Below are 22,487 nucleotides of genomic sequence, written 5' to 3' on the forward strand. Positions count from 1 at the left end.
CGGGGATTCGGCCAGGAACTGGCCGGGGTCAGGACCCGGCCGGGGGTCGGGGCTCGACCGGGGACTGGGGCTCGGCCGGGGACTGGGCCTCGACCGGGGCGAGCAGGCCGTCGTGCTCCCGGTACTCCTCGCCGGTGCGCGGGCAGACCCAGCGGTCCGCTCCGACCGGCCGCAGCGGTTCGCCGGCCCGGCCGACCCACTTGATCCGGCGGGCCGGGACACCGGCCACCAGGGCGAAGTCCGGGACGTCCCGGTGCACCACCGCGCCGGCCGCGACCAGGGCCCAGCGGCCCACCGTCACCCCCGCGACCAGGACGGCGCGACCGCCGATCGAGCAGCCCCGGCGGAGCGTCACCCCTCGGGCGTGCCAGTCCTCGCCGCGCTTGAGCCGACCGTCGACGTCCACCGAGCGCGGGTAGAGGTCGTTGGTGAGCACCGCCGCCGGTCCGACGAAGACGCCGTCCTCCAGCACCGCCGGCTCGTAGACCAGGGCGTGGTTCTGCAGCTTGACCCGGTCGCCGATCCGCACCCCCGGGCCCACGTAGGCGCCGCGGCCGATGATGCAGTCCGCGCCGATCACCGCGTCCTCGCGGACCTGGGCGAGGTGCCAGACCGTCGTCCCGGCGCCGAGCACGGCGCGCCCGTCGACATCGGCGGTGGGTTCGATCCGGGCCCGGGAGCCCTCGGAAACGGCGGCGGACCCGCCCTCGACTGTCCCCATGGCGCCCGACGATAGCGTCGGGCGCGGGAACGGGAGGGCGGGTCCGCCGGATTGGCCGGATGGCGCCTCGGCCGCGCCGGGCCGCGTTCAGCTGCGTTCAGCTGCGTTCAGCTGCGTTCAGCTGCGTTCAGCCGCGCCGAGCCGTGTTCAGCCGCGCTCGGCCACCACGTCCGCGCCGGACGGGGCGCGGCTGCCGATGACCCTGCGGGCCAGCGATCGCGGCGAGGTGAGGAAGCCGAAGCCCCAGCTGAGGTGCATGGTCGCGAAGGCCACCGCGAGCAGCGCCTTCGCCTTGAGCGACAGGCCGCGCCCCTCCTTCACCGCGCCGCCGGCGATGCCGACCAGGTAGAGACCGGGCAGGGCGAGGAAGGCCGGGTGGACGGCCAGGCCGAGCAGCAGGCCGAGTGTCACCCCGGCGAAGGCGGTGGGGGGCGCGAGGTAGCGCAGGTTGACCGAGCCGCGGTGGTAGCGGGTGACCACCCGGCGCCAGCGGCCGTAGTCCTTGTACTGCTTGGCCAGGGCCTTGATGGTGGGCCTGGGCCGGTAGGTGACGCGCAGCTGGGGGGTGAACCACACCAGGCCGCCGTCCTGGCGGATCCGGTAGTTGAGCTCCCAGTCCTGGGCGCGGACGAACTCCTCGTTGTAGCCGCCGAGGCGCTCCAGCACCTCGCGCCGGAACACGCCGAGGTAGACGGTGTCCGCCGGGCCGGCCAGGCCACCGGTGTGGAAGGCGGCGTTGCCGACACCGATCTTGGAGGTCATCGCCGCCGCGACCGCGTGCTCCCACTCGGTCTCGCCCTCGGCGTGCATGATGCCGCCGACGTTGGCCGCCTCCATCTCGCGGAGCAACCGGACCGCCGTGGTGATGTAGCCGGGGGTCAGCAGGCCGTGGCCGTCGACGCGCACCACTATCGGATGGCGGGAACCCCGGATGGCGGCGTTCAGCCCTGCGGGAGTGCGCCCTGTGGGGTTCTCCACCGTCCGGACTCTGGGGTCCTCGGCGACGAGTTCGGCGGCGATCTGCGCGGTGCGGTCGGTGGACGGACCGAGGGCGATCACCACCTCCATCGACCCGGCGTAGTCCTGTTCCAGGATGTGCCGGACGGCCGTGCGCAGGTGTCGTTCCTCGTTGAGCACCGGCATGATCACGGAGACCGCCGGCAGCTCCTCAGCAGCCTTGGTGTTCATCGGGGCCAACCGTACCGGTGCGGGCGGGGTGTCGTCTTGTCCCGGTCTGGGGGTCTCCGCCCGGGCGGGAAGGGGGTGTGCGAAGGACCGTCGCAGAAGTTCTCCGGGGTCGCCCGTGGGGCGCACGGAGGAACGTTTCACCGGTCGGGGCCCACCGTACTCCCCGGTCACGGCGCGCCCTCACCCGGCCCGGCCGAGGGCGCCCCTACCATCCGAGAGATGCCCGTCTTCCCCCGCTCCGCCCAGCCCGAAGACCCGACCGGCGACCCGCTCGAACAGTCCGCCGACCCGCTCGACCGGTCCGGTGAGCCGCTCGACCCGTCCGGCGGCTCCTCGGAACGGCGCCGCTTCTGGCCCCGTCGACTGGCCGCCGGCATCGCGTTCAGCGTCCTCGTCACCTCCTGCGGAGGCTGGGCGGTACTGCACGGGATCGGGTCGATCGACCGCGTGGACGCTTTCAGCAACGACCGGGCACGACCGGCCGACGACGGCTCCACCACCTTCCTGGTGGTCGGCACCGACGAGCGCGACGGAGTCCCGGAGAAGACGCTCAAGACCGTGCTGCACGCCGGGGGGGAATCCTGCCACTGCACCGACACGATGATGATCGTCCAGCTCTCCGGGGACGGCTCCCGGGCCGGCGTGGTCAGCATTCCCCGCGACTCCTACGTCGACATCCCCGCCCACCGGGACCCGGCCACCCGGCGGGCGGTCCCGGCCGGCAAGGGCAAGATCAACGCCGCGTTCGGGATGGGCGGCCCGCAGCTGACCGTCGCCACCGTCGAACAGAACACCGGGCTGCGCATCGACCACTACCTGCAGGTCGACTTCGCCGGGTTCGTCTCCGCCGTGGACGCCGTCGGCGGGGTCCGGGTCTGCACCGCCAAACCGCTCAAGGACGAGTACTCGGGCCTCGACCTGCCGGCCGGCACCAGCACCCTGGACGGCGCCGGCGCGCTCAGGTACGTACGGGCCCGGCATGTGGACGGCACGGCCGACCTGGGGCGGATGCGCCGGCAGCAGAAGCTGGTCGCGCAGCTGCTGCACCAGGTGACCAGTGGCGGCACCCTGCTCAACCCGGTCCGGCTGGCCCGGGCGGCCGACAGCCTGCTCGCCTCGGTCAAGGCCGACAAGGAACTCTCGGCGGACGACCTGATCACGCTGGCGACCCGGATGAAGGAGCTGACGACCGGGCGGACCGACTTCGTGACCGTGCCGCTGGCCTCGGTGGACCACCCGGTCGCCGGCTGGGGCTCGACGGTGCTCTGGGACACCGAGCGGGCCCGGGCCCTGTTCGACGCGTTGCGGGAGGGGCGACCGCTGGCGGCGGGGGACGGCGGGGCGGGCGGGACCGGAAGCGGAGCGGGAGGGGCGGAGCCTTCGGCGGTTCCGACAGCGGGGGCCGGGGCCGGAAGTGCGGGGGCCGGGACTGCCGGGGCTGCGGCGGGGGTGGGGGCGGGCAGCGTCGCTCCGGAGCAGGTGCACGTCCAGGTCTTCAACGCGGCGGGTGCGGCCGGTCTCGGTGCCCGGGTCGACGCCGAGCTGCGGCGGGCCGGGTTCGCCACCACCGGGGCGCCGTCCAACGCCCCGGCCGGCACACCGGCCGGTCGCACCGTGATCCGGTACGACCCGCACTGGGCCGAGTCGGCGCGGACGCTGGCCGGCGCGGTTCCGACCGCCGAGCTGACGCCCGTCCCGGGGCTGGGGGCGGTCCTCCAGGTCTACGCCGGGGCGGACCACCCGGCCGCGGGGTCGACGGCCACGGCGGCCGGTCCGTCCGCGACGGCGGTCGCGGTGCCCGCCCCGCCGCCGCCTCCGGCGCCGTCCGGCCCGGCCCCGGAGGCGCGCGCCGAGAGCGTGGCGGGCGGGGGCGCGGCGGGGGCCGGGGCCGAGCGGGCCAGCGACATCATCTGCCCCTGAACCGGCCCGTGGATCCGCCCGCCACACACCAGGGGCAGGGTGCGCATGCACCCTGCCCCTTCCTTTTCCCCGTCCCCCCGTCCCCCGTCCCCCCGTCCCCCGTCCCCCTGCCCCCCTGCTCCCGGGACCGGGCCTCTCCTTCTCCCGGTCGCCCGACGCGGCCCCCGGTCCCCCGATCCGGGGGCCGCGTCCGGTCAGTCCGTCGCGATCGCCGCGAGGACGTTCATCCGCCCGGCCCGGAAGGCCGGCACCAGAGCGGCCAGCAGACCGATGACCACCGAGGCACCCAGCGTGAGGATGATGGTCGTGGTCGGGACGGCCAGCGTCTCCAGGCCCTGGGTCCGCAGCACCTGCTGCCCGGTGATGCCCCAGGCGAGACCGAGCGCGGTGCCGAGGACGGCGCCGAACAGGGCGATCACCACGGACTCCAGCCGGATCATCCGGCGCAGCTGGCGGCGGGAGAGCCCGATCGCCCGCAGCAGACCGATCTCGCGGGTCCGCTCCACCACCGAGAGCGCCAGGGTGTTGACGACACCGAGCACCGCGACCACGATCGCCAGCCCGAGCAGGCCGTAGATCATGTAGAGCAGGGTGTTGACCTGCTCCTGGACGAGGTCCTTGTAGCCGGCCTGGTCGCGGACGGAGGCCTGCGGGTACTGCTTGAGCGCGTCCTCCAGGCCGGTGAGCGTCCTGGCGACGTCCGCCCCGGCGGCCGCCTTGCCGAACAGGATGGCGTCCACCGGCTGGTCGGCGGCCGGCACCGCCTTGGTGACGGCGTCGAGCGAGGCGAAGGTGTTGCCGTCGAAGAGCTGGTTGCCCTTGGTCATGACGACGCCGACCGGCAGCGACTGGACCTGCCCGTTGCCGTAGTCGACCTTGATCGGGTCGCCGAGCTTGAGGCCGTGGTCCTTGGCGAAGTCCTCGCCGATCGCCACCGCGCCCTGCTTGAGGGAGTCCGGCGCGCCCTCCTTGACCGGCAGCCGGAAGTCCTCGGTGAACCGCGCGGTGACGGCGGATATGCCGTTCTCCTCGGTCTTCCCGTCCGGCGTGGTGAAGTACGCCGGGAGGTACTTCTGCCCGGTGATGTGGTCCACGCCCTGGACCTTCCCGACGGCGGCGGCGATCTCCGGGGAGACCCCGTTCTGACCGGCCGAGATGATGTAGTCGGCGCCCACCGAGCGGTCGATCTGGTCGTTGGTGGACTCGATCACCGAGGAGGTGAAGACCGAGGCCCCGATCACCAGCGCCAGTCCGATCATCAGTGCGGCAGCCGTGGCACCCGTACGGCGCGGGTTGCGCATCGCGTTGCGCTGGGCGAGCTTGCCGGACGGGCCGAACAGGGTGGGCAGCAGCGCGCCGAGCACCCGGACCACGGTGGTGGCCAGCAGCGGGCCGAGGACGACGAAGCCGACCAGGGTCAGCAGCACGCCGAGCCCGATGAACTGGCCCCCCGTGGCCGCCTTCTCCGCCTTGGCGGCCAGCACCAGCAGACCGCCGCCGCCCGCCGTGAGCACCAGGCCGATGATCGCCCGGACGGTGTTGGAGCGGGCCTCGGCCGGGGTCCCGTGGTCGCGCAGCGCGGCGATCGGTGCGATCCGGCTCGCCCGGCGGGCCGGGATCCAGGCCGCGAGCACGGTGATCACGACACCCACCGCGTACCCGGCGACGAACACGTCCGCGCCGATCTTCAGGTCCGAGGCGTCGAGGTTCATCCCGGCCGCGTTCATCAGCTGGATGAGCCCGACCGCCAGCCCGAGACCGGCCGCGATGCCGATCGTGGACCCGGCCAGGCCCAGCAGCAGCGCCTCCACCAGCACCGAGCGGTTGACCTGCTTCCGGCTGCCGCCGACGGCCCGCAGCAGGCCGATCTCCCGGGTGCGCTGGGCGACCAGCATCGAGAAGGTGTTGATGATCAGGAAGCCGCCGACCAGCAGCGAGATGCCGGCGAAGCCGAGCATCGCGTACTTCATGAAGTCGAGGAAGGAGCCGACGCTCTTCTGGCCGTCCGCCTTCTGCTCGGCCGCCGTCTTCGCCTCGAAGCCGCCGCCCAGCCCGGCCAGCGCGTCGGACTTGAGCTGCTCGTCGGACCGGCTGCCGTCGCCGTACACCTCGACCGAGGTGTAGGCGGACGCCCCGAGCAGCACGCTCTGCGCGGTGGCGGTGTCCACGAAGGCCAGCGCCGCACCCGGGTTGGTGGTCTTGAACGCGGCGATGCCGACGATCGTGAAGTCGTGGTGGTCGTTGATGATCACCCGCAGCTTGCCGCCCAGGCCGAGCTTGGCCTTCTTCGCGGTGTCCGCGTCGAGCACGACCTGGTCGGGGCCCTGCGGTGCGTGACCGGAGGTGATCTCGACCGGACTGCGCGGGGTGTCCGTCCAGTTGCCGACGATGGTCGGGGCGCCGCTGGTCGGGCCGACCTTCTTGAGGGTCGCCGGGTCCGCCAGGGTGGCGTTCTCCACCGTGACCTGACCGATCGCCGTCCTCACCCCGGGGAGCGCGGCGACCTTGCGCACGCTGTCGACGGGGATCGTCCGCGTCTTCGCGCGGGCGTCCTTGCCGCCGATCTCCGGCTCGGCGGGCCCGACCGAGACGTCGGAGGCGGTCGAGGCGAAGAGTGTGTCGAAGGTGCTGGTCGCGGTGTTGGAGAACACCAGCGTCCCGGACACGAAGGCGACCGAGAGTACGACCGCGACCAGGGAGAGCGCCATCCGCCCCTTGTGGGCGAAGAAGCTCCGAAGTGATGTCTTGAGCAACATGGTCCTGTTAGCTCCCGCCCGCTCAGCTGGTGCGCTTGCCGTCGAAACGGCGCATGCGCTCGAGGACGGAGTCGGCCGTCGGGGCGTGCATCTCGTCGACCATCACGCCGTCCGCGAGGAACAGCACGCGGTCGGCGTAGCCGGCCGCGACCGGGTCGTGGGTGACCATGACGATGGTCTGGCCCAGCTCGTCGACACTGCGGCGCAGGAAGGAGAGCACCTCGGCACCGGAGCGCGAGTCGAGGTTCCCGGTGGGCTCGTCACCGAAGATGATCTCGGGCCGGGCCGCCAGTGCCCGGGCCACCGCGACGCGCTGCTGCTGGCCGCCGGAGAGTTGGGTCGGCCGGTGCTTGAGCCGGTCGGACAGCCCGACCGTCTCCACCACCCGGTCCAGCCAGGCCTGGTCGGGCTTGCGACCGGCGATGTCCATCGGGAGGGTGATGTTCTCCAGCGCGTTCAGCGTCGGGAGGAGGTTGAAGGCCTGGAAGATGAAGCCGATCTTGTCCCGGCGCAGCCTGGTCAGCTGCTTGTCCTTCAGACCGGTGATCTCGGTCTCGCCGATCCAGATCCGCCCCTCGGTCACCGTGTCCAGACCGGCCAGGCAGTGCATCAGGGTCGACTTGCCGGAGCCCGAGGGGCCCATGATCGCGGTGAACCGGCCCCGCTGGATGTCGACGTCCACCGCGTCCAGGGCCGTCACCCTGGTCTCACCGGCTCCGTAGGACTTGGTCACCTGGCGGGCCGAAGCGGCGACGGCGGGGGCACCGCCGGGAAGCTGGGGGTCGTACACGGCTGCTGCTGCCGTCGTCACTGTCGTCTCCTAAGAAGTGGTCCCACCCGTTGCCCCCAGCCTGCTCCGTCCCACCCACTCGGCGACATCGCGCAGGGGATAGTTTTCGACCGGGAGTCAGCCCCACCCTCCCGGTGAACCGGGGACCCGGACCCGACCGGAGCGGGTCCGCCTCGGACGGGCGGGGATGTGAACCACGTTAGGAGCCGGGACCACTTCTCCTCGTCATCCGACGGGAGGAAGCGGCCCAACCGGAGTTGTACGGGGTGGGTCGCCCCTCCCCCTAGGGGTCGGCCCGGCCACCCTCAGGGACCCCCCTTACGGAGCCCCGGCGCGGCGGCGCGGCAAGCGGCCCACGGGTGCTCCCCGAGCGGGGCCGGAACGCCCGTCGGCCCCCTCGGCCACCCCTCGCCGGATCGCCCGCGAGGGCCGGCGCGAGGACGCGCGAGGGGGCCGACGAGGGGTCGACGACAGCCCGACGAGACTGGTACGGACGGGAGTTGACCCGGCGTCGGGCCGGGCCGGGCGGTCAGACCGTCAGGACCGGGGCGGCGAGGCGCTCCAGGGTGCCCGCGAAGGCGTCCACCACCGGTCGCAGCAGCACGTCCGTCTCGCGCTCCAGCACGGTCGTGCCGTCCTCCCGGACGGTGATGTGGCGGTCCAGCACGAACCAGCCCCGGGTGATGTGGTCGGCGCCCATCGAGCTGAGCACCGGCCGGAGCGCGTAGTCCACCGCCAGCACGTGCGCGGTGGAACCGCCGGTGGCGAGCGGCAGGACGGCCTTGTCCCGCAGCGCGTACTGCGGCAGCACGTCGAGCAGCGTCTTCAGCAGCCCCGAGTAGGCGGCCTTGTAGACCGGGGTGCCGATCACCACGCCGTCCGCCTCGGCGAACAGCTCCAGGGCGGCCGCCAGTCGCGGATGCGACAGGTCGGCGGTCAGCAGCGCGTGCGCGGGCAGGCTGCGCACCTCGAAGGGGACGACGCGGTGGCCGCGCTCCTCCAGCTGCGCGTCGATCAGGCGCAGCAGGCGGGTGGTGCGGGAGGTCGGGGACGGCGAGCCGGAGACGGACAGGACGGTGGCCATGGATTCACCTCGGGGAGGAAGCGGGGACGCCGCTTCGGCAGCGCTCGGCACCGACCGCGGGGCGCGTCGGCCGGCCCGGCGGAGGCCGGGCGGCGACGGTCAGCGGTGGGCACGCCGCGCGGGCAGCGGCGGAACGGGGGAAGAGGAGGAGTGGTGGGGGTTCGACGGGCGAGCGTCAGCCACAACAGAGCGAACAGGACACACGCTGCAGGTCGACGTGCCGCCGACGCGTGAGAGTCCATCGCTGATCCATGGCAGTCATGCAAACACGCAGCGTTCGGGACGGTCAAGGATCGTCCCGAGAACCGAACACCAGGTGAGACGGACGGTGAGACGGTGGACCGGCAGGGTGACCGGACGGACGGCGGTCGGACGGCGGTCGGACGACGGTCGGGTGGCCGGACGGACACGGGGCGTGCGCCCGCCCGGCCCCATGCGGCGGAACGATCCGGCGCGTGCATCAAAACTGCTACAAGGGCCCTGGTAGGGACCCCGGGGGGAGTCACCGGCGCCCGCGTCGGGCATCCTCTCCCACATGAACACGTGGCAGGAGGGCCGCCCGGGCGGCGGCGGGAACCCGTACGGCGGCAACGGTGGCGGTGGCGCCGCGTACGGGCCCGGTGACGGCGGCACGGCCGCCGAGCCGCCGCTGCCCGCCGGGCTGAACCCGCGCGGGCCGGGCGCTCCGGCGCCCCGGCAGCCCCGGTCGCAGCCCCAGTCGCAAGGGCAGCCGCAGGGACAGCCCCCGCAGGGCCGGCCGCCGCAGGCGCCCGGCTACGGCCCCGCCCAGGGGTACGGGCAGCCCGGGCAGGGCTACGGCCAGCCCGGCGCGCGCCCGTCGGTGCCCGCGCAGGGCACGCCGGGTGGCGCCGGCCGCCCCGGCGGCCCGGGCTCCGCGCCCGGTGGGCCGATAGCCCCCGGCGGGCCGCAGTCGCCCGCCGCCGCCCGCCCCGGCCGCTGGCCGCGGCGCCGGATCGTCAAGTGGTCGGTGTTCGGCGTGCTGATCGCCCTGATGGTCACCACCGTCTCCACCTGGTTCTGGGCGGACTCCAAGATCAACCACGAGAACGTGCTCACCGACTACCCGGGCCGCCCGGCCGCGGGCAAGGGCACCAACTGGCTGATCGTCGGCTCGGACAGCCGCAACGGCCTCTCCGACAGCCAGGAGGAGGACCTGCACACCGGCCACGCGGGCGGCAAGCGCAGCGACTCGATGATGATCCTGCACGTCGGGGACAACGGGAACACCCTGATGAGCATCCCCCGCGACTCCTGGGTGCCGATCCCCGAGCACGCCGGCGAGAACGGCAAGCCCGTCAAGGCGGCCACCTCGAAGATCAACTCCGCCTTCGCCTCCGGCGGCGGCAAACTGCTCACGCAGACCGTGGAGACGAACACCGGCATCCGGATCGACCACTACGCCGAGATCGGCTTCGCCGGTTTCGTCGGCATCGTCGACTCGGTCGGCGGCGTGGACATGTGCATCGAGCAGGACGTCCAGGACAAGGACTCCGGCCTCGACCTCAAGGCCGGCTGCCAGAGCCTCGACGGCACCCAGGCGCTGGCCTTCGTCCGCCAGCGCCACCAGATGGCCGACCAGGACCTCGGCCGGATGCGCAACCAGCAGAAGTTCCTCGGCGCGCTGGCCAAGCAGGCCGCCTCGCCGGCCACCGTGCTCAACCCGTTCACCTTCTACCCGCTGGTGTCCTCCGGCCTCGGCACGCTGATCGTCGACGACGACGCCGGGCTGACCGACCTCGGCTCGCTCTTCCTCGCCATGAAGGACGTCAACGGCGGCAGCGGAAAGAGCATCACGGTGCCGATCGCCAACCCCGACTTCAAGACCAACACCGGCGAGTCGGCGGTCAAGTGGGACGCGGCGAAGGCCAAGCAGGTGTTCGACGCCTTCAAGAACGACACCGCCGTGCCGGACGTGAAGTAGTCGGACCCGAACCAGCCTGACGAGAAGCAGCCGGGCCCGAAGCAGCCCGACGCGGAGCGGCCGGAGTCGGAGCGGCCGCTCCGCCGCCACGGGCGACCCGCACACCTGCGTGACTCCTTGTAACGTCGTCGACACAATGGGTGGATGTCACTCGTCACCGCGCTGATCTACCGCCGTCGCCACCGCCTCCTGGGCCGCCTGGTCCAGGAGCTGCTCGCCGTCTACGGGATGGAGGTGCCGCCCGCCGCCGAGATCGGGCCGGGGCTCGTCGTGTTCCACCGGGGCTTCGGCACCGTGCTGCATCCGTACACCACCCTCGGCGCCGACGTGACGCTGTACAACGGCGTGACCGTCGGCCGGGCCGACCCCTGGGTGCCGCAGGGGGCGAGCGCGATGCGGCGGGTGGTGGTGGAGGACGGCGCGGTGCTGTGCGCGGGCGCCAAGGTGGTCTGCAAGGCCGGGGTGCTGACGGTCGGCGCCGGCACCGTGGTCGGCGCCAACGCCGTGCTGACCCGCTCCACCGGGCCGGGCGAGATCTGGGCCGGCGCCCCCGCCCGGAAGGTCGGGACCCGGGCGGACTGGCCCGACGGCACGGCGGTGGCGGGCGTGGGTGCGGGCGTGAGTGCGGGTGTGGGCACGGTGACCGCGGCCGAGCCGCGTACCTGAGGTGCGCGGCCGGGGTGCCCCGTCAGCCGACGGCCACCCCCGGCAGGTGCCCCGTCGCACACTCCGCGTACCGGTGGACGGCCGCTCCGCGCCGCCCTTCACCCGGCCGCCCGCCCGGGCCCTCCAGCTCGCCCGCCAGACCGTGGTGGATCGTCCGGCCGCCGCGACCGCCCGACCACCAGGCGTCCGACAGATGGACGACCAGGGTGGCCGGGTGCTGCGGCTCGGGGCGTTCCAGGACGAGTTCGCACCGGGCCTCCCCCGCCGGGAAGGTCACCACGGCCTCGCTGGTCCGCAGCCGCGCCCGGCGCGGCTCCCGCTCCACCGCCCAGTACGCCGACACCTTCACGTCCAACCGGCCGCCGAGACCGCCCTCGCCGGGCCGGACGTACTCCTCGTCCGGCACCCAGCGGGCGTGGTTGCGGATGTCGTCCGGACCGAACCACTCCGCCCAGCTGATCCAGTAGCCCGCGACCCGCTTGATCGTCATGGCCTCCCGGAGGATCCGGACCGGGATGCGGGTCAGGCTGGCGGGCTCGCTCATCAGCAGGACGCGGCCGTCCTCGTCGACCCGGGCCTCGGCCTCGGGCTCGAAGGAGAGGACGGTCACCTGCTCGCAGGTCACCTCACCGTCGTCCTTGCGCCGACTCGTCTGCCTCATGGGTGAACCACCTTGCCGGGGTGCGGAGTTCGTCGAATCGCGGCCGCTTCCCGGACGCCGGGCCGACCACGCCCGCGCAGCTTACGGTGCCCGCTCGACCACGGCGAACGATTCCGGCGAATCCTCCCGGAGCGGGCGATGCACGGCTATTCTGCGCGTGCACACGATGCCGTCCGCGCCCACGGACGTCCGGACGCGCCGCCACGGGCGCCCGCGCGACCGTACGGAAGGAGCCCGCCCGATGGGCGACGCACACTGGCGGGAACTCCACCGCGAGCCGATCCACAGCGCCTTCGGGCGCGGCACCGACCGGGTGACCTTCGCCATGCCGGACGGCCGCGAGGAGGTCTACCACCTCGGCAACGAGTACTCCTGCGCGGCCGTCGTCGCGTTGACCCCGGACCGGCGCATCGTGCTCACCCGGCAGTTCCGGCCCGGACCGCAGGCCCTGCTGTACGAACTGCCGGGCGGCGTGATCGACCCGGGCGAGTCCCCCGAGGACGCCGCCGCGCGCGAACTCGCCGAGGAGACCGGCTACCGGGGCAGGGTGGAACACGTCACCGCCGTCTGGCACGACGCCTACTCCAACGGCGTGCGCCACGCCTGCGTCGCCACCGACTGCACCCCGACCGCCCGGACCGCGCACGACCGCAACGAGTTCATCGAGGTGGTGCTGATGGACCTGGCGGAGTTCCGCGAGACCGTGCTGCGCCGCGGACTGCTCTCCGACGCCGGCCCGGCCTATCTGGGCCTCGACCACCTCGGCCTGCTGTAGCGGGGCCGTCCGGGGCGCGGGGAGGTCGGCGGGGCCGACTTCCCGCGCGTCCCCGGGAGGGTCGGCGCGTCAGGGGACGAGGACGCTGCGGCCACCCAGTGCCGCGTAGGACTCGCCGGGGACGACGATCTTCTCGACCGGGCCCTGGCAGCTCGTCCCGGCCCGGACCTGGACCACCGAGTCCGTGTAGTTGGTGACCACCGGCTGGACGAAGTCGCCGAGTGTGAGGCACCCGCTCGGATCCTGGTACGCGGCGCCGTCGACGATCAGGATCCCGTGGGCCGCGTACGCGGTGTCCGGGACCGCGACGGCGAGGGCGGCGGCCGCCAGCCAGGCTCCGAGAACGGTTGCCGTGCGTCGCTGCTTCATGCGTCCACATTCCTTTCGGCCGGAGCGGAGCGGCCCTGCGCGACCCCGCCGGTGCGGCCCAAAGTAACCGGGCGGTGACGCGGCGTCGGGGACGGGGCGGCGTGGCGGCCGGGTGCGGAGTGGGAAGTCGGACGGGTCGACTTTTCCTGCGGAAGATTCATGGCCCCCGGCCGTCACAACCGGGCCACCCGGATCCGTCAGGGAGGCGGAGCGGCATCACCGGCCGCCGGACTGAGAGGACAGCACCATGCTCACCAGGGTCATGTACGTCACGGTCTACGTCACCGACCAGGACCGCGCGCTGCGGTTCTACACCGAACAGCTGGGGCTGGAGAAGCGCATCGACTACCCCGGTCCGGACGGCCGCTTCCTCACCGTGGGCGCCGAGGGCCACCCGTTCGAGATCATCCTCTGGTCGCACGCCTCGGCCGCCGGGCAGCCGCCGCGGGCGCGGGAGGTGTCCGCGCCCGGTCCGGTCGTCCTGGAGTCGGACGACCTGAGGAAGGACTTCGAGATCTGGCGCGAGCGCGGCGTGGAGTTCGACGGGGCCGAGCCCGAGGAGTACCCGTTCGGCTTCCGCATCGAGGCCCGGGACCCGGACGGCAACCAGATCTCGCTGCGCCAGCAGCGGCCCGTGGTGACCAACCTGGGCTGACCGGGCTCAGTCGGTCGGGCCGGCCGCGCGGAGGCGGGCCTCGGCGGCTCCGGCCCCGGGCGGGTCCGCGACGAAGAGGACGCGGAGGGCGCGGTCGGCGGCGGGCCGGCCGGCCACCGCGTCCAGGATGCCGAGCAACAGGGCGAGTTGGGCGGGCGGCTCGTCCGCGAGGAGGGCGTCGGCGTCCGCGACGAGGACGAGGAGGCGGGTGGCGGTGGCCCCGGCCGCCCCGGTCGATCCGGCCGATCCGGCCGCCCCGGCCACCCCGGTCGATCCGGCCGCCCCGGTCGACTCGGTGCCGGGCGGGAGGAGCGCGTCGTTGAGGCACTCCTCAAAGGCGTCCCAGTTGTGGCCGAAGTAGCCGGGGAACGCGAGCGCCCGCGCCCACTCGGCGAACAGGGCCGCCCTGGTGCGGCAGTTCGCGCCCCGGACGAGGCGGAGGCGGTCCGCGCCGGCGGTGAAGCCCGCCCAGGTCCGGCCCGGCAGGAGGTCCCACCGGGCCGGACCGAACGGGGACTCGGGCGCTGCGGGCACGTCAGCAGCCTTCGGAGATCTCGCGGAAGTCGGCATAGTGGTTGTCGGTGTACCAGGTCTGCTCGGTGCGCTCGTCGCGGACCACGCGCTCGGCGTCCCGATGGGTGGTGGGCGTCGGGCGGGGGTTGACGTCGTACTCGTGGTACGCGCCGCCCGCCGGAAGGTCCCCGCTCCGGTTGCCGTACGGGTTGCCGCCCCGGACGAACTCCGGGCCGGGAATCCGGAAGTCGACCGGGCGCGGGCCGGTGGGCCACCCGATGCCCTTCCAGATCCGGCAGGCCCGTTCGACCTGCGGCGGGAAGTCCTCGACGGGGAGCGGGGGCCGGACGACCGCCCGGACGGCCGGAGCGGCGGCCAGCGCCGGGGCGGCGGGAACGAGCGGGCAGGCCAGGGCGAGGACCAGAACGGCCCGCGCCAGTCGGCGGAGAGTCATGGGGGTTACCCGATTCCGTGCGGGAGCGTGTGCAGGGAAAGGCGTACCGCGCACACGCCCGACACCCCGGCGACCACGCCGCAGCCACCCCCGCCCCCACCCGTCCGAGTGACCCCCGAAGCCCGGCGGTGTGATCCGAAGCCCCTGGCTAGTCCCCGAAGTCGAACTCGTGCGTCCGGCGGCCGAACGGCAGCGGCACCGAGGCGAGCCGCGCCGCCGGCCACACGTCGGAACGCTCGCTCAGCGTCAACCCGCCGCCCAGCCGCGCCAGCCAGACCTCCTCGAAGTCGAGGTGGAGCGCCGCGTCCCCCTCCACCGCCGACAGCACGCCCGCCACCACCCGCACCATGTCGTCCTGCTGACCGGCGATGTCGGCCCCCTTGTCCAGCCGGAAGACCGCGGAGACCGTCGGGGCGAAGACAGCACCTCCGAGCAGCGGGCGGCCCCACGGGAACCGCCCCGCCGGCACCACCCGGACCCAGGTGCCCCGCACCGTCACCGCCCCGTCCCCGAGCAGCCGCCCGACGCTCTCGCAGGGAACGAGGACTCCGAGATCGCGGGCGACCTCGAGGATCCGCCGTCCCGCTTCGGGGACGGTCAGGAGGGTGGCGATCTGAAAGCTGTACGAGAGTGCCATGTACTTCTCCTGGACAGGTTCACGAATCGATCGAAGGACGCTCCCGGCCCTGCCGGTCACCGCCCCGCTCCGTCCGGTCCGGGGACGGGGTGGCGTGGGAGGATCGGGCGGGTCCGGTTGATTCGTCGAAAGGTGTCTTCCGTCCATGGGCTCGCAGTACTACGCCGTCCTCAAGACCAACCACGGCGACATCACCGTCAAGCTGTTCCAGTTCCACACACCGAGAACCGTGCGCAACTTCGTCGAGCTGGCCGAGGGCCGGCGGGAGTGGACCGACCCCGTGACCGGGGAGGCCACGACGGCCCCGCTGTACGACGGGACGACCTTCCACAGGGTCGTTCCCCACTTCATGATCCAGGGCGGCGACCCGCTGGGGGACGGCACGGGCGGCCCCGGTTACGAGTTCGCCGACGAGTTCCACCCGGAACTCTTCTTCACCGAGCCGTACCTCCTGGCGATGGCCAACGCGGGTCCGAACACCAATGGTTCGCAGTTCTTCATCACCACCCGGGCCACCCCGCACCTCAACCGGAAGCACACCATCTTCGGGGAGGTCGCGGACGCGGCCGGCCAGAAGGTGGTGGACTCCATCGCCGGCAGCGCGACCGGGCCGGCGGACCGTCCGGTGGAGCCCGTGGTCATCGAGTCGGTCACCGTCGAGATCCGCTGAGCCGTCCCCCGGAGTAGGGAGTCGGTCCGGTCGACTTCCTACTCCGCTCCGCCGAACACCACCCGCAGTACCTCCCGGGCCAGTTCCTCCACGTCCGCCCCGGTCCCGCTCTCCGGCAGGGCGCCGTTCAGCCAGAGGCTCGCGAAGCCGTGCGCCAGCGACCAGGCGGCGATGGTCGTGGTCCGGTCGGACCGCTCCCCCCGGGACAGCTCACGGCCGCTGGCCGCGAGCACCGCCCCCGCGCGGTCACGGGCCGCCGCCATCCCCGGGTCGTCCGCCCGGTACAGCTCCGGCCGGAACATCACCTCGAAGTACGGCCGGTGGTCCACCGCGAACCGCACATAGGCCACCCCCGAGCCGTACGGATCCCCCGCCGCCCGCTCCAGCGCGTCCGCGAACAGCTCGAAGCCCTCCGCCGCCACCGCCGTCAGCACTCCGGCCTTGTCGCCGAAGTGGTGCGCCGGCGCCGCGTGCGACACCTCCGCCCGGCGCGCCAGCTCGCGCAGGCTCCAGCCCGACGGTCCGGACTCCGCGATCGCGGCGATCGCGGCGTCCAGCACGGCCCGCCGCAGGTTTCCGTGGTGGTAGCTCTCGGCCCTGCCCATGGCACATCCCTCTCGTCGGCGACCCCCCGAGCATATCTAGGCATTGACAAGTTCGCTCGCCCAGGCCAATCTTTCCAGTGACAAGATTACCCGGTGACAAGCTTGGAGAGTCCCCCATGGCCCCGCTCATCGCCCTCCTCGGCGGCTTCGCCGTCCTCCGCCTGCTCGGGTTCCTCGCCGTCGACACCCTCGACGCCTGGCAGCCCGCCGTGCGCGGCGCCCTCGCCCTGATGTTCGTCACCACCGGCGTGCCGCACTTCCTGCCCGCCTTCCGGCGCGACTTCGTCGCGATGGTCCCGCCGGCGCTCCCCCGCCCGGAACTGCTCATCACGCTCACCGGCGTCCTCGAACTGGCCGGCGCCGCCGGGCTCCTCGTCCCGCCGCTCGCCCCGTACGCCGGCGCCGGGCTCGCCCTGCTGATGCTCGCGATGTTCCCCGCCAACGTGCACGCCGCCCGCACCGGCGGCACCCTCGCCGGGAAGCCCGTCACCCCCCTGCCCGCGCGCACCGCGCTGCAGGTGCTGTTCCTCGCGGCGGCGGTCGCGGCGGCGGTCTGAGCAGCGCGCCGCCGTGCCCTACCGCAGTTCGGCACCGGGGCACCACGCCGGGCACCACGCCGGCGCCCCGGGCCGGACCGGCGCCGGAAACGCGCGGACGCGGCCCGCTCGAGTTGCGGGCCGCGTCCGAATGCGGGGAAAGGGGTGCGCCCTTTACTCCACGATGCCGGACTTGGCGATGGTGACCTTGGCCTTGGTGCGGCCGCTCTGCGAGCCGAGGCCCTCGATCTTCTGCACCAGGTCCAGGCCCTCGACGACCTCGCCGAAGACGACGTGCTTGTTGTCCAGCCAGTCGGTGACGATGGTGGTGATGAAGAACTGCGAGCCGTTGGTGTTGCGGCCCGCGTTGGCCATCGAGAGCTGGCCCGGCTTGGTGTGCTTGAGCTGGAAGTTCTCGTCCGCGAACTTCTCGCCGTAGATGCTCTTGCCGCCGGTGCCGTCACCGCGGGTGAAGTCACCGCCCTGGAGCATGAAGCCCGGGATGACGCGGTGGAACGACGAGCCCTCGTAGCCGAAGCCGTGCTGGCCGGTGGCGAGCTCGCGGAAGTTCTGCGCGGTCTTCGGGACGACGTCGTCGAAGAGCTTGAAGACGATCCGGCCGGCCGGCTCGTCGTTGATGGTGATGTCGAAGAAAACGTTGGAACCCATGCAGGGATCATGGCATGCCGGGCGGGCCGTCGCGCGGCACACCCCCCGACGGCCCGCCCGGGACCGGATCGCCCCGACCGCGGCGCCGGGCGCCCGGGCCCGCTACGCCGCCCGGTGGGCCAGCAGGTACGCCTGCGGGGTCCGCTCGTCGGGTTCCGGCTCGCGGACCAGGCGGGTGGTGACCCTCAGGCCGGCCGCCTCGGCCAGCGCCTCGATCCGCTCCGGCCGCCCGCGGCGGAAGTCCAGGGTGACGGGACGGCCGAAGGGGCGGTCGAGCCGCAGGACGTCGTCGCCCACCTGGAAGGCCAGCAGGAGCGGGGCTCCGGCGGCCAGGACGCGGCGGAACTCCGCGAACACCCGGGGCAGCTCCCCGGCCGGGGTGTGGATGATCGAGTACCAGGCGACGGCGCCGGACAACTCGCCGTCACGGTAGGGCAGATCGAGGAGGGAACCGGTCTCGAAGGGGATCGCGGGGTGGGCGGCCCGGGCCAGTTCGACCATGCGCGGGGAGAGGTCGAGGCCGCAGACGTCCAGTCCGAGGTCCGCCAGGTGGCCGGTGATCCGGCCCGGACCGCAGCCGAGGTCGGCGACCCGGCCGCCGCCGGCCGCCGTCACCAGTTCGGCGAGCACGCCCAGCAGGGCGCGGTCCCAGGGCATCGCGGCCAGCGCGTCGCGGTAGCGGTCGGCGTAGTCGGCGGCGACGGCGTCGTAGAACGTCCGCGTGGCGGTGAGGAATTCGGGCTCGGCGGTGGTCACGGCGACCGACCCTACCGGTGGCGCTGCGCCAGCCGCGGCAGGGGTGGCGGCGGCGATCGACCCAGCCGGACCGGAGGAATCACGCGGGGCCGATTAGACGGTCGGCGGCGGAACGATCAACTCGAGCGAATCGTCGGGATGGCGGCCCGCCGTGCGTGCTAGAACCGTCGGCGACAGTGAACGCTCACCCGCGATCGCCGTCACCCCCGCACCGTGCACCCACCGGCCACTCCTCCACCGAAGGAGAACCATGTCCGTCGCACGAACCGTCCGTACCGTCCGGAACGCGCTGTTCGCGGCCCTCGCCGCTCTGGCGCTGATGCTCTCCGGCGCCGCGACCGCGAGTACCGCCTCCGCCACCACCACGGGACTGGACGGCGTCTGGGCCTGCTCCGTCCCGGCCGGCTACGTCTACGACCAGGTGTCCATGAACCGCAGCTGCAGCGGCGGCGGCACCTGGAACTCGCCGCAGTTCCACCTGCGCACCCCGGTCGACGGCCTGACCGCCTGCATGAGCGCGCCGGGCTTCGTCTACGACTACATCAGCTGGGGCAGCGCCTGCAGCCAGCAGCCCGGCGTGACCTCCAACGCCTACCACCTGCGCGTCCCGTACGACGGCCTCACCGCCTGCATGGGCACACCCGCCTTCACCTATGACTACGTCAGCTACACCTCCGGGTGCAGCCTGAACCAGGGCGTCCAGGCCACCACCTTCCACCTGCGCACGCCGGTCAACGGCATGTGGGCGTGCGACGTGCCCCGCGGCTGGACCTACAGCACCACCACCTCGAACCTGGACTGCGCCAGCATCCCGGGCGTGCCGACCACCAAGTTCCGCCTGGTCGGCTGAGCCGGTCCCCCGGTGAACGGGTGGGCGGCCCGGCGGCGGCCGGGCCGCCCACCCACGTCCGTTCAGGACAGGTCCAGCTCCGCGACGGCCTGGTCCCCGCTGAACTCGCCGGTCGGGCGGAAGCCGAGGCGCTCGTAGAACCCCGCCGGACCGCCCTCCCCCGGCACATAGCTGACCGTGACCCGGCGGCCGCCGCGACGGCGGATCTCCGCGGCGACCTGCTCCACGGCGAAGCGGCCGTAGCCCCTGCCCTGGGTGCCGGCGGCGATGTTGAGGCGCCAGAGGCCCGAGCGCGGCAGGTCGCCCGGCCGGTCCGGGTAGAAGGTGATGTCGAAGAAGGCCATCACGAAGCCGACCGGGCGGTCGCCGTCGTAGACCAGCCTCGGCCAGGCCGCCCCGCCGTGCGCGTACGCCTCGGCCAGCGACTTGACCACCGGGGAGACCAGGTGCTCCTGGTCCGGGCGGACCTTCAGCTCCAGCGCGGCGTCGATGTTGGCCGGGGTGACCGGTTCGAGCCGCAGCGCGGCCGGGGCTGGGGACAGCGCGGATTCCGTGGACATGCCGGTCAGGGTAGTGAGTGCCCGCCCGCCGGTCTCCCGGTTTTCCCGACGGCGCCCCGGCACCCCGGCACCACCACCGCGGGCCGCCTCAAGGCGCGGGCCGCCTCAGGGCGCGGGCGTGAACACCAGCGAAGCGTTGTGCCCGCCGAAGCCGAAGGCGTTGGTGAGCACCGCCCCGACCGGCCCCCGGCGGGCGGCACCCGTGACCACGTCCAGCCCGACCGCCGGGTCCTGCCGCTCCAGGTTGCGGGTGGGCGGCACCGTCCCGTCCCGCAGCGCGAGGACCGAGGCGAGCGCCCCCAGCGCGCCCGCCGCGCCGAAGAGGTGGCCGGTCATCGACTTGGTGGCGGTCACCACCGGGTGGGTGCCGATCGCCGCGGTGACCGACTCCGCCTCGGTCAGGTCGCCCAGCTGGGTGGAGGTGGCGTGGGCGTGGACGAGCCCGATGTCCAGCGGTGACAGCCCCGCCCCGGCCACTGCCCGGCGGATCGCCCTGACCTGACCCTCGGAGGCGGCCGCGGTGATGTGGTGGGCGTCCGAGGTGACGGCCGCGCCGGCCAGCACGGCGTGGGCGCGGGCCCGGCGCGCGGCGGCGAAGCCGGCCCGCTCCAGCACGACGACGGCCGCGCCCTCGCCGATCACGAAGCCGTCCCGGTCGACGTCGAACGGCCGGGAGGCCCGGCCGGGTTCGTCGTTGCGCAGCGAGTGGGCCCGGGCCTGGGCGAAGCCGGCCAGGGTGAGCGGGCAGACGCACGCCTCGGCGCCGCCCGCCACCACCACGTCGGCCCGGCCGAGCCGGATGAGGTCCAGGCCGAGGGCGATCGCCTCGGCCCCGGACGCGCAGGCGCTCACCGGGGTGTGCGCACCGGCCCGGGCGCCGAGTTCGATGGAGACCCAGGCCGCCGGACCGTTGGCCATCAGCATCGGCACGGTGTGCGGGGAGACCTTCCGGACGCCGGAGGTCTCCAGGACGTCGTCCTGGCCGAGCATGGTGAGCGCGCCGCCGGTGCCGGTGCCGATCACCACGGCCAGCCGCTCGCCGTCCACCTCGGGACGGCCGGCGTCGGCCCAGGCCTCGCGGGCGGCGATCAGCGCGACCTGTTCGCAGCGGTCGAGCCGCCGGGCCAGGACCCGGTCGAGGACCTCGGTCGGCTCGACCGCGAGCTGCCCGGCGATCCGGATCGGGAGCCGGGCGGCCCAGTCGGCCGGGATCGGCCGGATGCCGGTCCCGCCGGCCAGCATCGCCGCCCAGGTCGAGGGGACGTCGCCGCCGAGCGGGGTGGTCGCCCCGAGGCCGGTGACCAGCACCGGCTCGGCGGCGAAGGCGCGGGACGCGTGGTTGTCGGTACCCATCGAAGGAACTCCCTGGCTTCTGTAGGACTGTGGGGTGACCACAACTCCCCGCACCGGCGGGCACGGGGAGCTCTGGTCACATCAGCCACACTGCCACGGCCCTGATGGGCGCTCAGGTGCGTCGGCCCACCGATTCGAACACTGTGGAGTTATAGGAATCCCACATAAACGCCCGGGTCACCCCTGGGCGTCGAAGTCGGTGGATCGGCCCACCGACTCCCAGGTCCGAAGCTCCTCGACGGACGCCTCCAGGCTGCCGAGCACGGCGTCGACGGCGTCGCTGCCGAGCAGCAGCCGCAGCGGGGTGTGCTCGGCGTCCAGGGCGGCCAGGATCGCGGCGGCCGCCTTCTCCGGATCGCCGAGCTGCTTGCCGGCGCTCTCCGGGAGCCCGTCGCGGACCGGCCCGACGATCCCGTCGTAGGCGGGCAGGGCGGTCGTGAAGGCGAGCGCGCTCCGCTCGGCGAAGGAGGTCCGGAAGGCACCCGGCTCGACGATCAGCACCTTGATGCCGAAGCCCGCCACCTCCTTGGCCAGCGCCTCGGACAGGCCCTCCAGGGCGAACTTGGTCGCCGAGTAGGCCCCGACGCCGGGGAAGGTGAAGCGGCCGCCCATGCTGGACATCTGGACCACCGCGCCCGAGCCCTGCTCCCGCATGTGCGGCAGGACAGCCCGGGTGAGCGCGGCCGGGCCGAAGAAGTGCAGGTCCATGAGGTCGCGCAGCTCGCGGTCGGTGTACTCCTCGACGGCTCCGATCAGGCCGCGGCCGGCGTTGTTGACCAGGACGTCGATCCGGCCGTACCGCTCCACGGTGTCCGCCACCACGGCGGCTATCCGGTCGTGGTCGGTGACGTCCAGCCGGACGGGCACCAGTCGCCCGGGATGTGCCCCGGCCGCCTCGGCCAGGGTCTCGGGCCGCCGGGCGGCGGCCACCACGGTGTCGCCGGCGGCCAGCGCGGCCTCGGCGAGGGCCAGGCCGAAGCCCGAGTTGGCCCCGGTGATCAGCCAGACCCGGCCGTCGGGGATATCGGTCGACTTGTCGTCCATCAGCGCGTTTCCTCCCGTAATCGTCTTCCCCGCAGGGAAGTTGACGATCACTTCTATGGCACCGGCGGGCGGGGCGTCCAGGGGATATCCGTCCCGGCCGGTCCGGCGGCCGCAACGCCGGGAGCCCCCGGCCGAGTCGTGCTCGGCCGGGGGCTCCCGGGGTGTCCGCGCGGGCGGGCGCGGACCGTGCCTTCCGGAGGGTCCGGGCTACGGCAGGTTGCGGGCCATCACGATGCGCTGGATCTGGTTGGTGCCCTCGTAGATCTGCGTGATCTTCGCGTCCCGCATCATCCGCTCCAACGGATAGTCCCGG

The 22,487-nt window shown here is 73.4% G+C and carries 26 protein-coding genes; 8 read left to right on the top strand and 18 right to left on the bottom strand.

Going from position 1 to position 22,487, the window contains the following annotated elements:
* Positions 1 to 28 precede the first annotated feature (28 nt).
* Together SM793_RS29640 and SM793_RS29645 are read right to left on the bottom strand one after the other, a co-directional pair.
* Positions 29 to 721 carry an acyltransferase gene (locus SM793_RS29640; protein ID WP_320441382.1) on the bottom strand — a complete coding sequence of 231 codons (693 nt, stop codon included), beginning with the start codon at positions 719 to 721 and terminating at the stop codon, positions 29 to 31.
* 147 nt (positions 722 to 868) lie between these two features.
* Complete coding sequence (locus tag SM793_RS29645; RefSeq protein ID WP_320441383.1) at positions 869 to 1,909, bottom strand: glycosyltransferase family 2 protein; 1,041 nt, start codon at positions 1,907 to 1,909, stop codon at positions 869 to 871.
* A gap of 219 nt (positions 1,910 to 2,128) precedes the next feature.
* On the opposite strand from SM793_RS29645, the gene SM793_RS29650 reads away from it, so the two are divergent.
* The gene (locus SM793_RS29650) at positions 2,129 to 3,829 is read left to right on the top strand and encodes an LCP family protein (RefSeq protein ID WP_320441384.1); all 1,701 of its coding nucleotides are present in this window, start codon (positions 2,129 to 2,131) and stop codon (positions 3,827 to 3,829) included.
* Between the two features lie 194 nt (positions 3,830 to 4,023).
* Here SM793_RS29650 and SM793_RS29655 read toward each other — a convergent pair whose 3' ends face one another.
* From SM793_RS29655 to SM793_RS36515, 4 genes are all read right to left on the bottom strand, one after another.
* Complete coding sequence (locus tag SM793_RS29655; protein ID WP_320441385.1) at positions 4,024 to 6,585, bottom strand: ABC transporter permease; 2,562 nt, start codon at positions 6,583 to 6,585, stop codon at positions 4,024 to 4,026.
* Positions 6,586 to 6,607: 22 nt separating this feature from the next.
* A complete protein-coding gene (locus SM793_RS29660; RefSeq protein WP_051741025.1) occupies positions 6,608 to 7,396 on the bottom strand; it encodes an ABC transporter ATP-binding protein in 789 nt (262 codons plus the stop codon).
* Positions 7,397 to 7,904: 508 nt separating this feature from the next.
* On the bottom strand, positions 7,905 to 8,459 hold the full coding sequence (gene ssuE, locus SM793_RS29665; RefSeq protein ID WP_320441386.1) for an NADPH-dependent FMN reductase: 555 nt from the start codon (positions 8,457 to 8,459) through the stop codon (positions 7,905 to 7,907).
* Between the two features lie 175 nt (positions 8,460 to 8,634).
* Entirely contained in the window at positions 8,635 to 8,721 is an 87-nt protein-coding gene (locus tag SM793_RS36515; RefSeq protein WP_353612751.1) for a putative leader peptide, read from the bottom strand.
* A gap of 273 nt (positions 8,722 to 8,994) precedes the next feature.
* Here SM793_RS36515 and SM793_RS29670 point away from each other — a divergent pair, with 273 nt between their 5' ends.
* Both SM793_RS29670 and SM793_RS29675 read left to right on the top strand, forming a co-directional pair.
* Positions 8,995 to 10,401 carry an LCP family protein gene (locus SM793_RS29670; RefSeq protein ID WP_320441387.1) on the top strand — a complete coding sequence of 469 codons (1,407 nt, stop codon included), beginning with the start codon at positions 8,995 to 8,997 and terminating at the stop codon, positions 10,399 to 10,401.
* A gap of 144 nt (positions 10,402 to 10,545) precedes the next feature.
* Positions 10,546 to 11,067, top strand: a complete 522-nt coding sequence (locus tag SM793_RS29675) for a hypothetical protein (protein WP_320441388.1) — start codon at positions 10,546 to 10,548, stop codon at positions 11,065 to 11,067.
* 22 nt (positions 11,068 to 11,089) lie between these two features.
* Here the strand turns inward: SM793_RS29675 and SM793_RS29680 are convergent, their stop codons facing one another.
* Positions 11,090 to 11,728, bottom strand: a complete 639-nt coding sequence (locus SM793_RS29680; protein WP_320441389.1) for a hypothetical protein — start codon at positions 11,726 to 11,728, stop codon at positions 11,090 to 11,092.
* Positions 11,729 to 11,969: 241 nt separating this feature from the next.
* Here SM793_RS29680 and SM793_RS29685 point away from each other — a divergent pair, with 241 nt between their 5' ends.
* A complete protein-coding gene (locus tag SM793_RS29685) occupies positions 11,970 to 12,503 on the top strand; it encodes an NUDIX hydrolase (protein ID WP_320441390.1) in 534 nt (177 codons plus the stop codon).
* Between the two features lie 69 nt (positions 12,504 to 12,572).
* Here SM793_RS29685 and SM793_RS29690 read toward each other — a convergent pair whose 3' ends face one another.
* Positions 12,573 to 12,872 (bottom strand): hypothetical protein, encoded by a 300-nt coding sequence (locus SM793_RS29690; RefSeq protein ID WP_320441391.1) that lies wholly within the window; start codon positions 12,870 to 12,872, stop codon positions 12,573 to 12,575.
* 247 nt (positions 12,873 to 13,119) lie between these two features.
* Between SM793_RS29690 and SM793_RS29695 the strand changes: the two genes are divergently transcribed.
* On the top strand, positions 13,120 to 13,527 hold the full coding sequence (locus SM793_RS29695) for a VOC family protein (protein WP_320441392.1): 408 nt from the start codon (positions 13,120 to 13,122) through the stop codon (positions 13,525 to 13,527).
* A gap of 6 nt (positions 13,528 to 13,533) precedes the next feature.
* On the opposite strand, the gene SM793_RS29700 is transcribed toward SM793_RS29695, so the two are convergent.
* The 3 genes from SM793_RS29700 to SM793_RS29710 all read right to left on the bottom strand — a co-directional run bounded on the left by SM793_RS29700 (position 13,534) and on the right by SM793_RS29710 (position 15,131).
* The gene (locus tag SM793_RS29700) at positions 13,534 to 14,061 is read right to left on the bottom strand and encodes a barstar family protein (protein WP_320441393.1); all 528 of its coding nucleotides are present in this window, start codon (positions 14,059 to 14,061) and stop codon (positions 13,534 to 13,536) included.
* 1 nt (position 14,062) lies between these two features.
* On the bottom strand, positions 14,063 to 14,494 hold the full coding sequence (locus tag SM793_RS29705) for a ribonuclease domain-containing protein (RefSeq protein ID WP_320441394.1): 432 nt from the start codon (positions 14,492 to 14,494) through the stop codon (positions 14,063 to 14,065).
* 148 nt (positions 14,495 to 14,642) lie between these two features.
* Positions 14,643 to 15,131 carry a SitI3 family protein gene (locus SM793_RS29710; RefSeq protein ID WP_320441395.1) on the bottom strand — a complete coding sequence of 163 codons (489 nt, stop codon included), beginning with the start codon at positions 15,129 to 15,131 and terminating at the stop codon, positions 14,643 to 14,645.
* Positions 15,132 to 15,276: 145 nt separating this feature from the next.
* Here SM793_RS29710 and SM793_RS29715 point away from each other — a divergent pair, with 145 nt between their 5' ends.
* Complete coding sequence (locus SM793_RS29715) at positions 15,277 to 15,801, top strand: peptidylprolyl isomerase (RefSeq protein WP_320441396.1); 525 nt, start codon at positions 15,277 to 15,279, stop codon at positions 15,799 to 15,801.
* 38 nt (positions 15,802 to 15,839) lie between these two features.
* Here the strand turns inward: SM793_RS29715 and SM793_RS29720 are convergent, their stop codons facing one another.
* Positions 15,840 to 16,406, bottom strand: a complete 567-nt coding sequence (locus tag SM793_RS29720) for a TetR/AcrR family transcriptional regulator (RefSeq protein ID WP_320441397.1) — start codon at positions 16,404 to 16,406, stop codon at positions 15,840 to 15,842.
* Positions 16,407 to 16,522: 116 nt separating this feature from the next.
* On the opposite strand from SM793_RS29720, the gene SM793_RS29725 reads away from it, so the two are divergent.
* Positions 16,523 to 16,963 (top strand): DoxX family protein, encoded by a 441-nt coding sequence (locus SM793_RS29725; protein ID WP_320441398.1) that lies wholly within the window; start codon positions 16,523 to 16,525, stop codon positions 16,961 to 16,963.
* 153 nt (positions 16,964 to 17,116) lie between these two features.
* Here SM793_RS29725 and SM793_RS29730 read toward each other — a convergent pair whose 3' ends face one another.
* Positions 17,117 to 17,611 carry a peptidylprolyl isomerase gene (locus tag SM793_RS29730; RefSeq protein WP_320441399.1) on the bottom strand — a complete coding sequence of 165 codons (495 nt, stop codon included), beginning with the start codon at positions 17,609 to 17,611 and terminating at the stop codon, positions 17,117 to 17,119.
* Positions 17,612 to 17,713: 102 nt separating this feature from the next.
* On the bottom strand, positions 17,714 to 18,367 hold the full coding sequence (locus tag SM793_RS29735) for a class I SAM-dependent methyltransferase (protein ID WP_320441400.1): 654 nt from the start codon (positions 18,365 to 18,367) through the stop codon (positions 17,714 to 17,716).
* 250 nt (positions 18,368 to 18,617) lie between these two features.
* On the opposite strand from SM793_RS29735, the gene SM793_RS29740 reads away from it, so the two are divergent.
* Positions 18,618 to 19,217 (top strand): hypothetical protein, encoded by a 600-nt coding sequence (locus tag SM793_RS29740; RefSeq protein ID WP_320441401.1) that lies wholly within the window; start codon positions 18,618 to 18,620, stop codon positions 19,215 to 19,217.
* A 62-nt stretch (positions 19,218 to 19,279) separates the two neighbouring features.
* On the opposite strand, the gene SM793_RS29745 is transcribed toward SM793_RS29740, so the two are convergent.
* From SM793_RS29745 to SM793_RS29760, 4 genes are all read right to left on the bottom strand, one after another.
* A complete protein-coding gene (locus SM793_RS29745) occupies positions 19,280 to 19,777 on the bottom strand; it encodes a GNAT family N-acetyltransferase (RefSeq protein ID WP_320441402.1) in 498 nt (165 codons plus the stop codon).
* Between the two features lie 105 nt (positions 19,778 to 19,882).
* Positions 19,883 to 21,130, bottom strand: a complete 1,248-nt coding sequence (locus SM793_RS29750) for a beta-ketoacyl-[acyl-carrier-protein] synthase family protein (protein WP_320441403.1) — start codon at positions 21,128 to 21,130, stop codon at positions 19,883 to 19,885.
* 177 nt (positions 21,131 to 21,307) lie between these two features.
* Complete coding sequence (locus tag SM793_RS29755) at positions 21,308 to 22,174, bottom strand: oxidoreductase (protein ID WP_320441404.1); 867 nt, start codon at positions 22,172 to 22,174, stop codon at positions 21,308 to 21,310.
* A 207-nt stretch (positions 22,175 to 22,381) separates the two neighbouring features.
* Positions 22,382 to 22,487 (bottom strand): acyl-CoA dehydrogenase family protein (locus tag SM793_RS29760; protein ID WP_320441406.1); only part of this gene is annotated, 106 nt, incomplete at its 5' end.

This window comes from Kitasatospora purpeofusca, from assembly GCF_034043715.1.
GTDB classification, from domain to species: Bacteria; Actinomycetota; Actinomycetes; order Streptomycetales; family Streptomycetaceae; genus Kitasatospora; species Kitasatospora purpeofusca_A.

What these genes read in the sequence shown, in the direction of transcription:
- SM793_RS29640 (WP_320441382.1), bottom strand. Translation starts at nt 721, where the DNA reads ATGGGGACAGTCGAGGGCGGGTCCGCCGCCGTTTCCGAGGGCTCCCGG.
- SM793_RS29645 (WP_320441383.1), bottom strand. Translation starts at nt 1,909, where the DNA reads ATGAACACCAAGGCTGCTGAGGAGCTGCCGGCGGTCTCCGTGATCATG.
- SM793_RS29650 (WP_320441384.1), top strand. Translation starts at nt 2,129, where the DNA reads ATGCCCGTCTTCCCCCGCTCCGCCCAGCCCGAAGACCCGACCGGCGAC.
- SM793_RS29655 (WP_320441385.1), bottom strand. Translation starts at nt 6,585, where the DNA reads ATGTTGCTCAAGACATCACTTCGGAGCTTCTTCGCCCACAAGGGGCGG.
- ssuE (WP_320441386.1), bottom strand. Translation starts at nt 8,459, where the DNA reads ATGGCCACCGTCCTGTCCGTCTCCGGCTCGCCGTCCCCGACCTCCCGC.
- SM793_RS36515 (WP_353612751.1), bottom strand. Translation starts at nt 8,721, where the DNA reads ATGACTGCCATGGATCAGCGATGGACTCTCACGCGTCGGCGGCACGTC.
- SM793_RS29670 (WP_320441387.1), top strand. Translation starts at nt 8,995, where the DNA reads ATGAACACGTGGCAGGAGGGCCGCCCGGGCGGCGGCGGGAACCCGTAC.
- SM793_RS29675 (WP_320441388.1), top strand. Translation starts at nt 10,546, where the DNA reads ATGTCACTCGTCACCGCGCTGATCTACCGCCGTCGCCACCGCCTCCTG.
- SM793_RS29680 (WP_320441389.1), bottom strand. Translation starts at nt 11,728, where the DNA reads ATGAGGCAGACGAGTCGGCGCAAGGACGACGGTGAGGTGACCTGCGAG.
- SM793_RS29685 (WP_320441390.1), top strand. Translation starts at nt 11,970, where the DNA reads ATGGGCGACGCACACTGGCGGGAACTCCACCGCGAGCCGATCCACAGC.
- SM793_RS29690 (WP_320441391.1), bottom strand. Translation starts at nt 12,872, where the DNA reads ATGAAGCAGCGACGCACGGCAACCGTTCTCGGAGCCTGGCTGGCGGCC.
- SM793_RS29695 (WP_320441392.1), top strand. Translation starts at nt 13,120, where the DNA reads ATGCTCACCAGGGTCATGTACGTCACGGTCTACGTCACCGACCAGGAC.
- SM793_RS29705 (WP_320441394.1), bottom strand. Translation starts at nt 14,494, where the DNA reads ATGACTCTCCGCCGACTGGCGCGGGCCGTTCTGGTCCTCGCCCTGGCC.
- SM793_RS29710 (WP_320441395.1), bottom strand. Translation starts at nt 15,131, where the DNA reads ATGGCACTCTCGTACAGCTTTCAGATCGCCACCCTCCTGACCGTCCCC.
- SM793_RS29715 (WP_320441396.1), top strand. Translation starts at nt 15,277, where the DNA reads ATGGGCTCGCAGTACTACGCCGTCCTCAAGACCAACCACGGCGACATC.
- SM793_RS29720 (WP_320441397.1), bottom strand. Translation starts at nt 16,406, where the DNA reads ATGGGCAGGGCCGAGAGCTACCACCACGGAAACCTGCGGCGGGCCGTG.
- SM793_RS29725 (WP_320441398.1), top strand. Translation starts at nt 16,523, where the DNA reads ATGGCCCCGCTCATCGCCCTCCTCGGCGGCTTCGCCGTCCTCCGCCTG.
- SM793_RS29730 (WP_320441399.1), bottom strand. Translation starts at nt 17,611, where the DNA reads ATGGGTTCCAACGTTTTCTTCGACATCACCATCAACGACGAGCCGGCC.
- SM793_RS29740 (WP_320441401.1), top strand. Translation starts at nt 18,618, where the DNA reads ATGTCCGTCGCACGAACCGTCCGTACCGTCCGGAACGCGCTGTTCGCG.
- SM793_RS29745 (WP_320441402.1), bottom strand. Translation starts at nt 19,777, where the DNA reads ATGTCCACGGAATCCGCGCTGTCCCCAGCCCCGGCCGCGCTGCGGCTC.
- SM793_RS29750 (WP_320441403.1), bottom strand. Translation starts at nt 21,130, where the DNA reads ATGGGTACCGACAACCACGCGTCCCGCGCCTTCGCCGCCGAGCCGGTG.
- SM793_RS29755 (WP_320441404.1), bottom strand. Translation starts at nt 22,174, where the DNA reads ATGGACGACAAGTCGACCGATATCCCCGACGGCCGGGTCTGGCTGATC.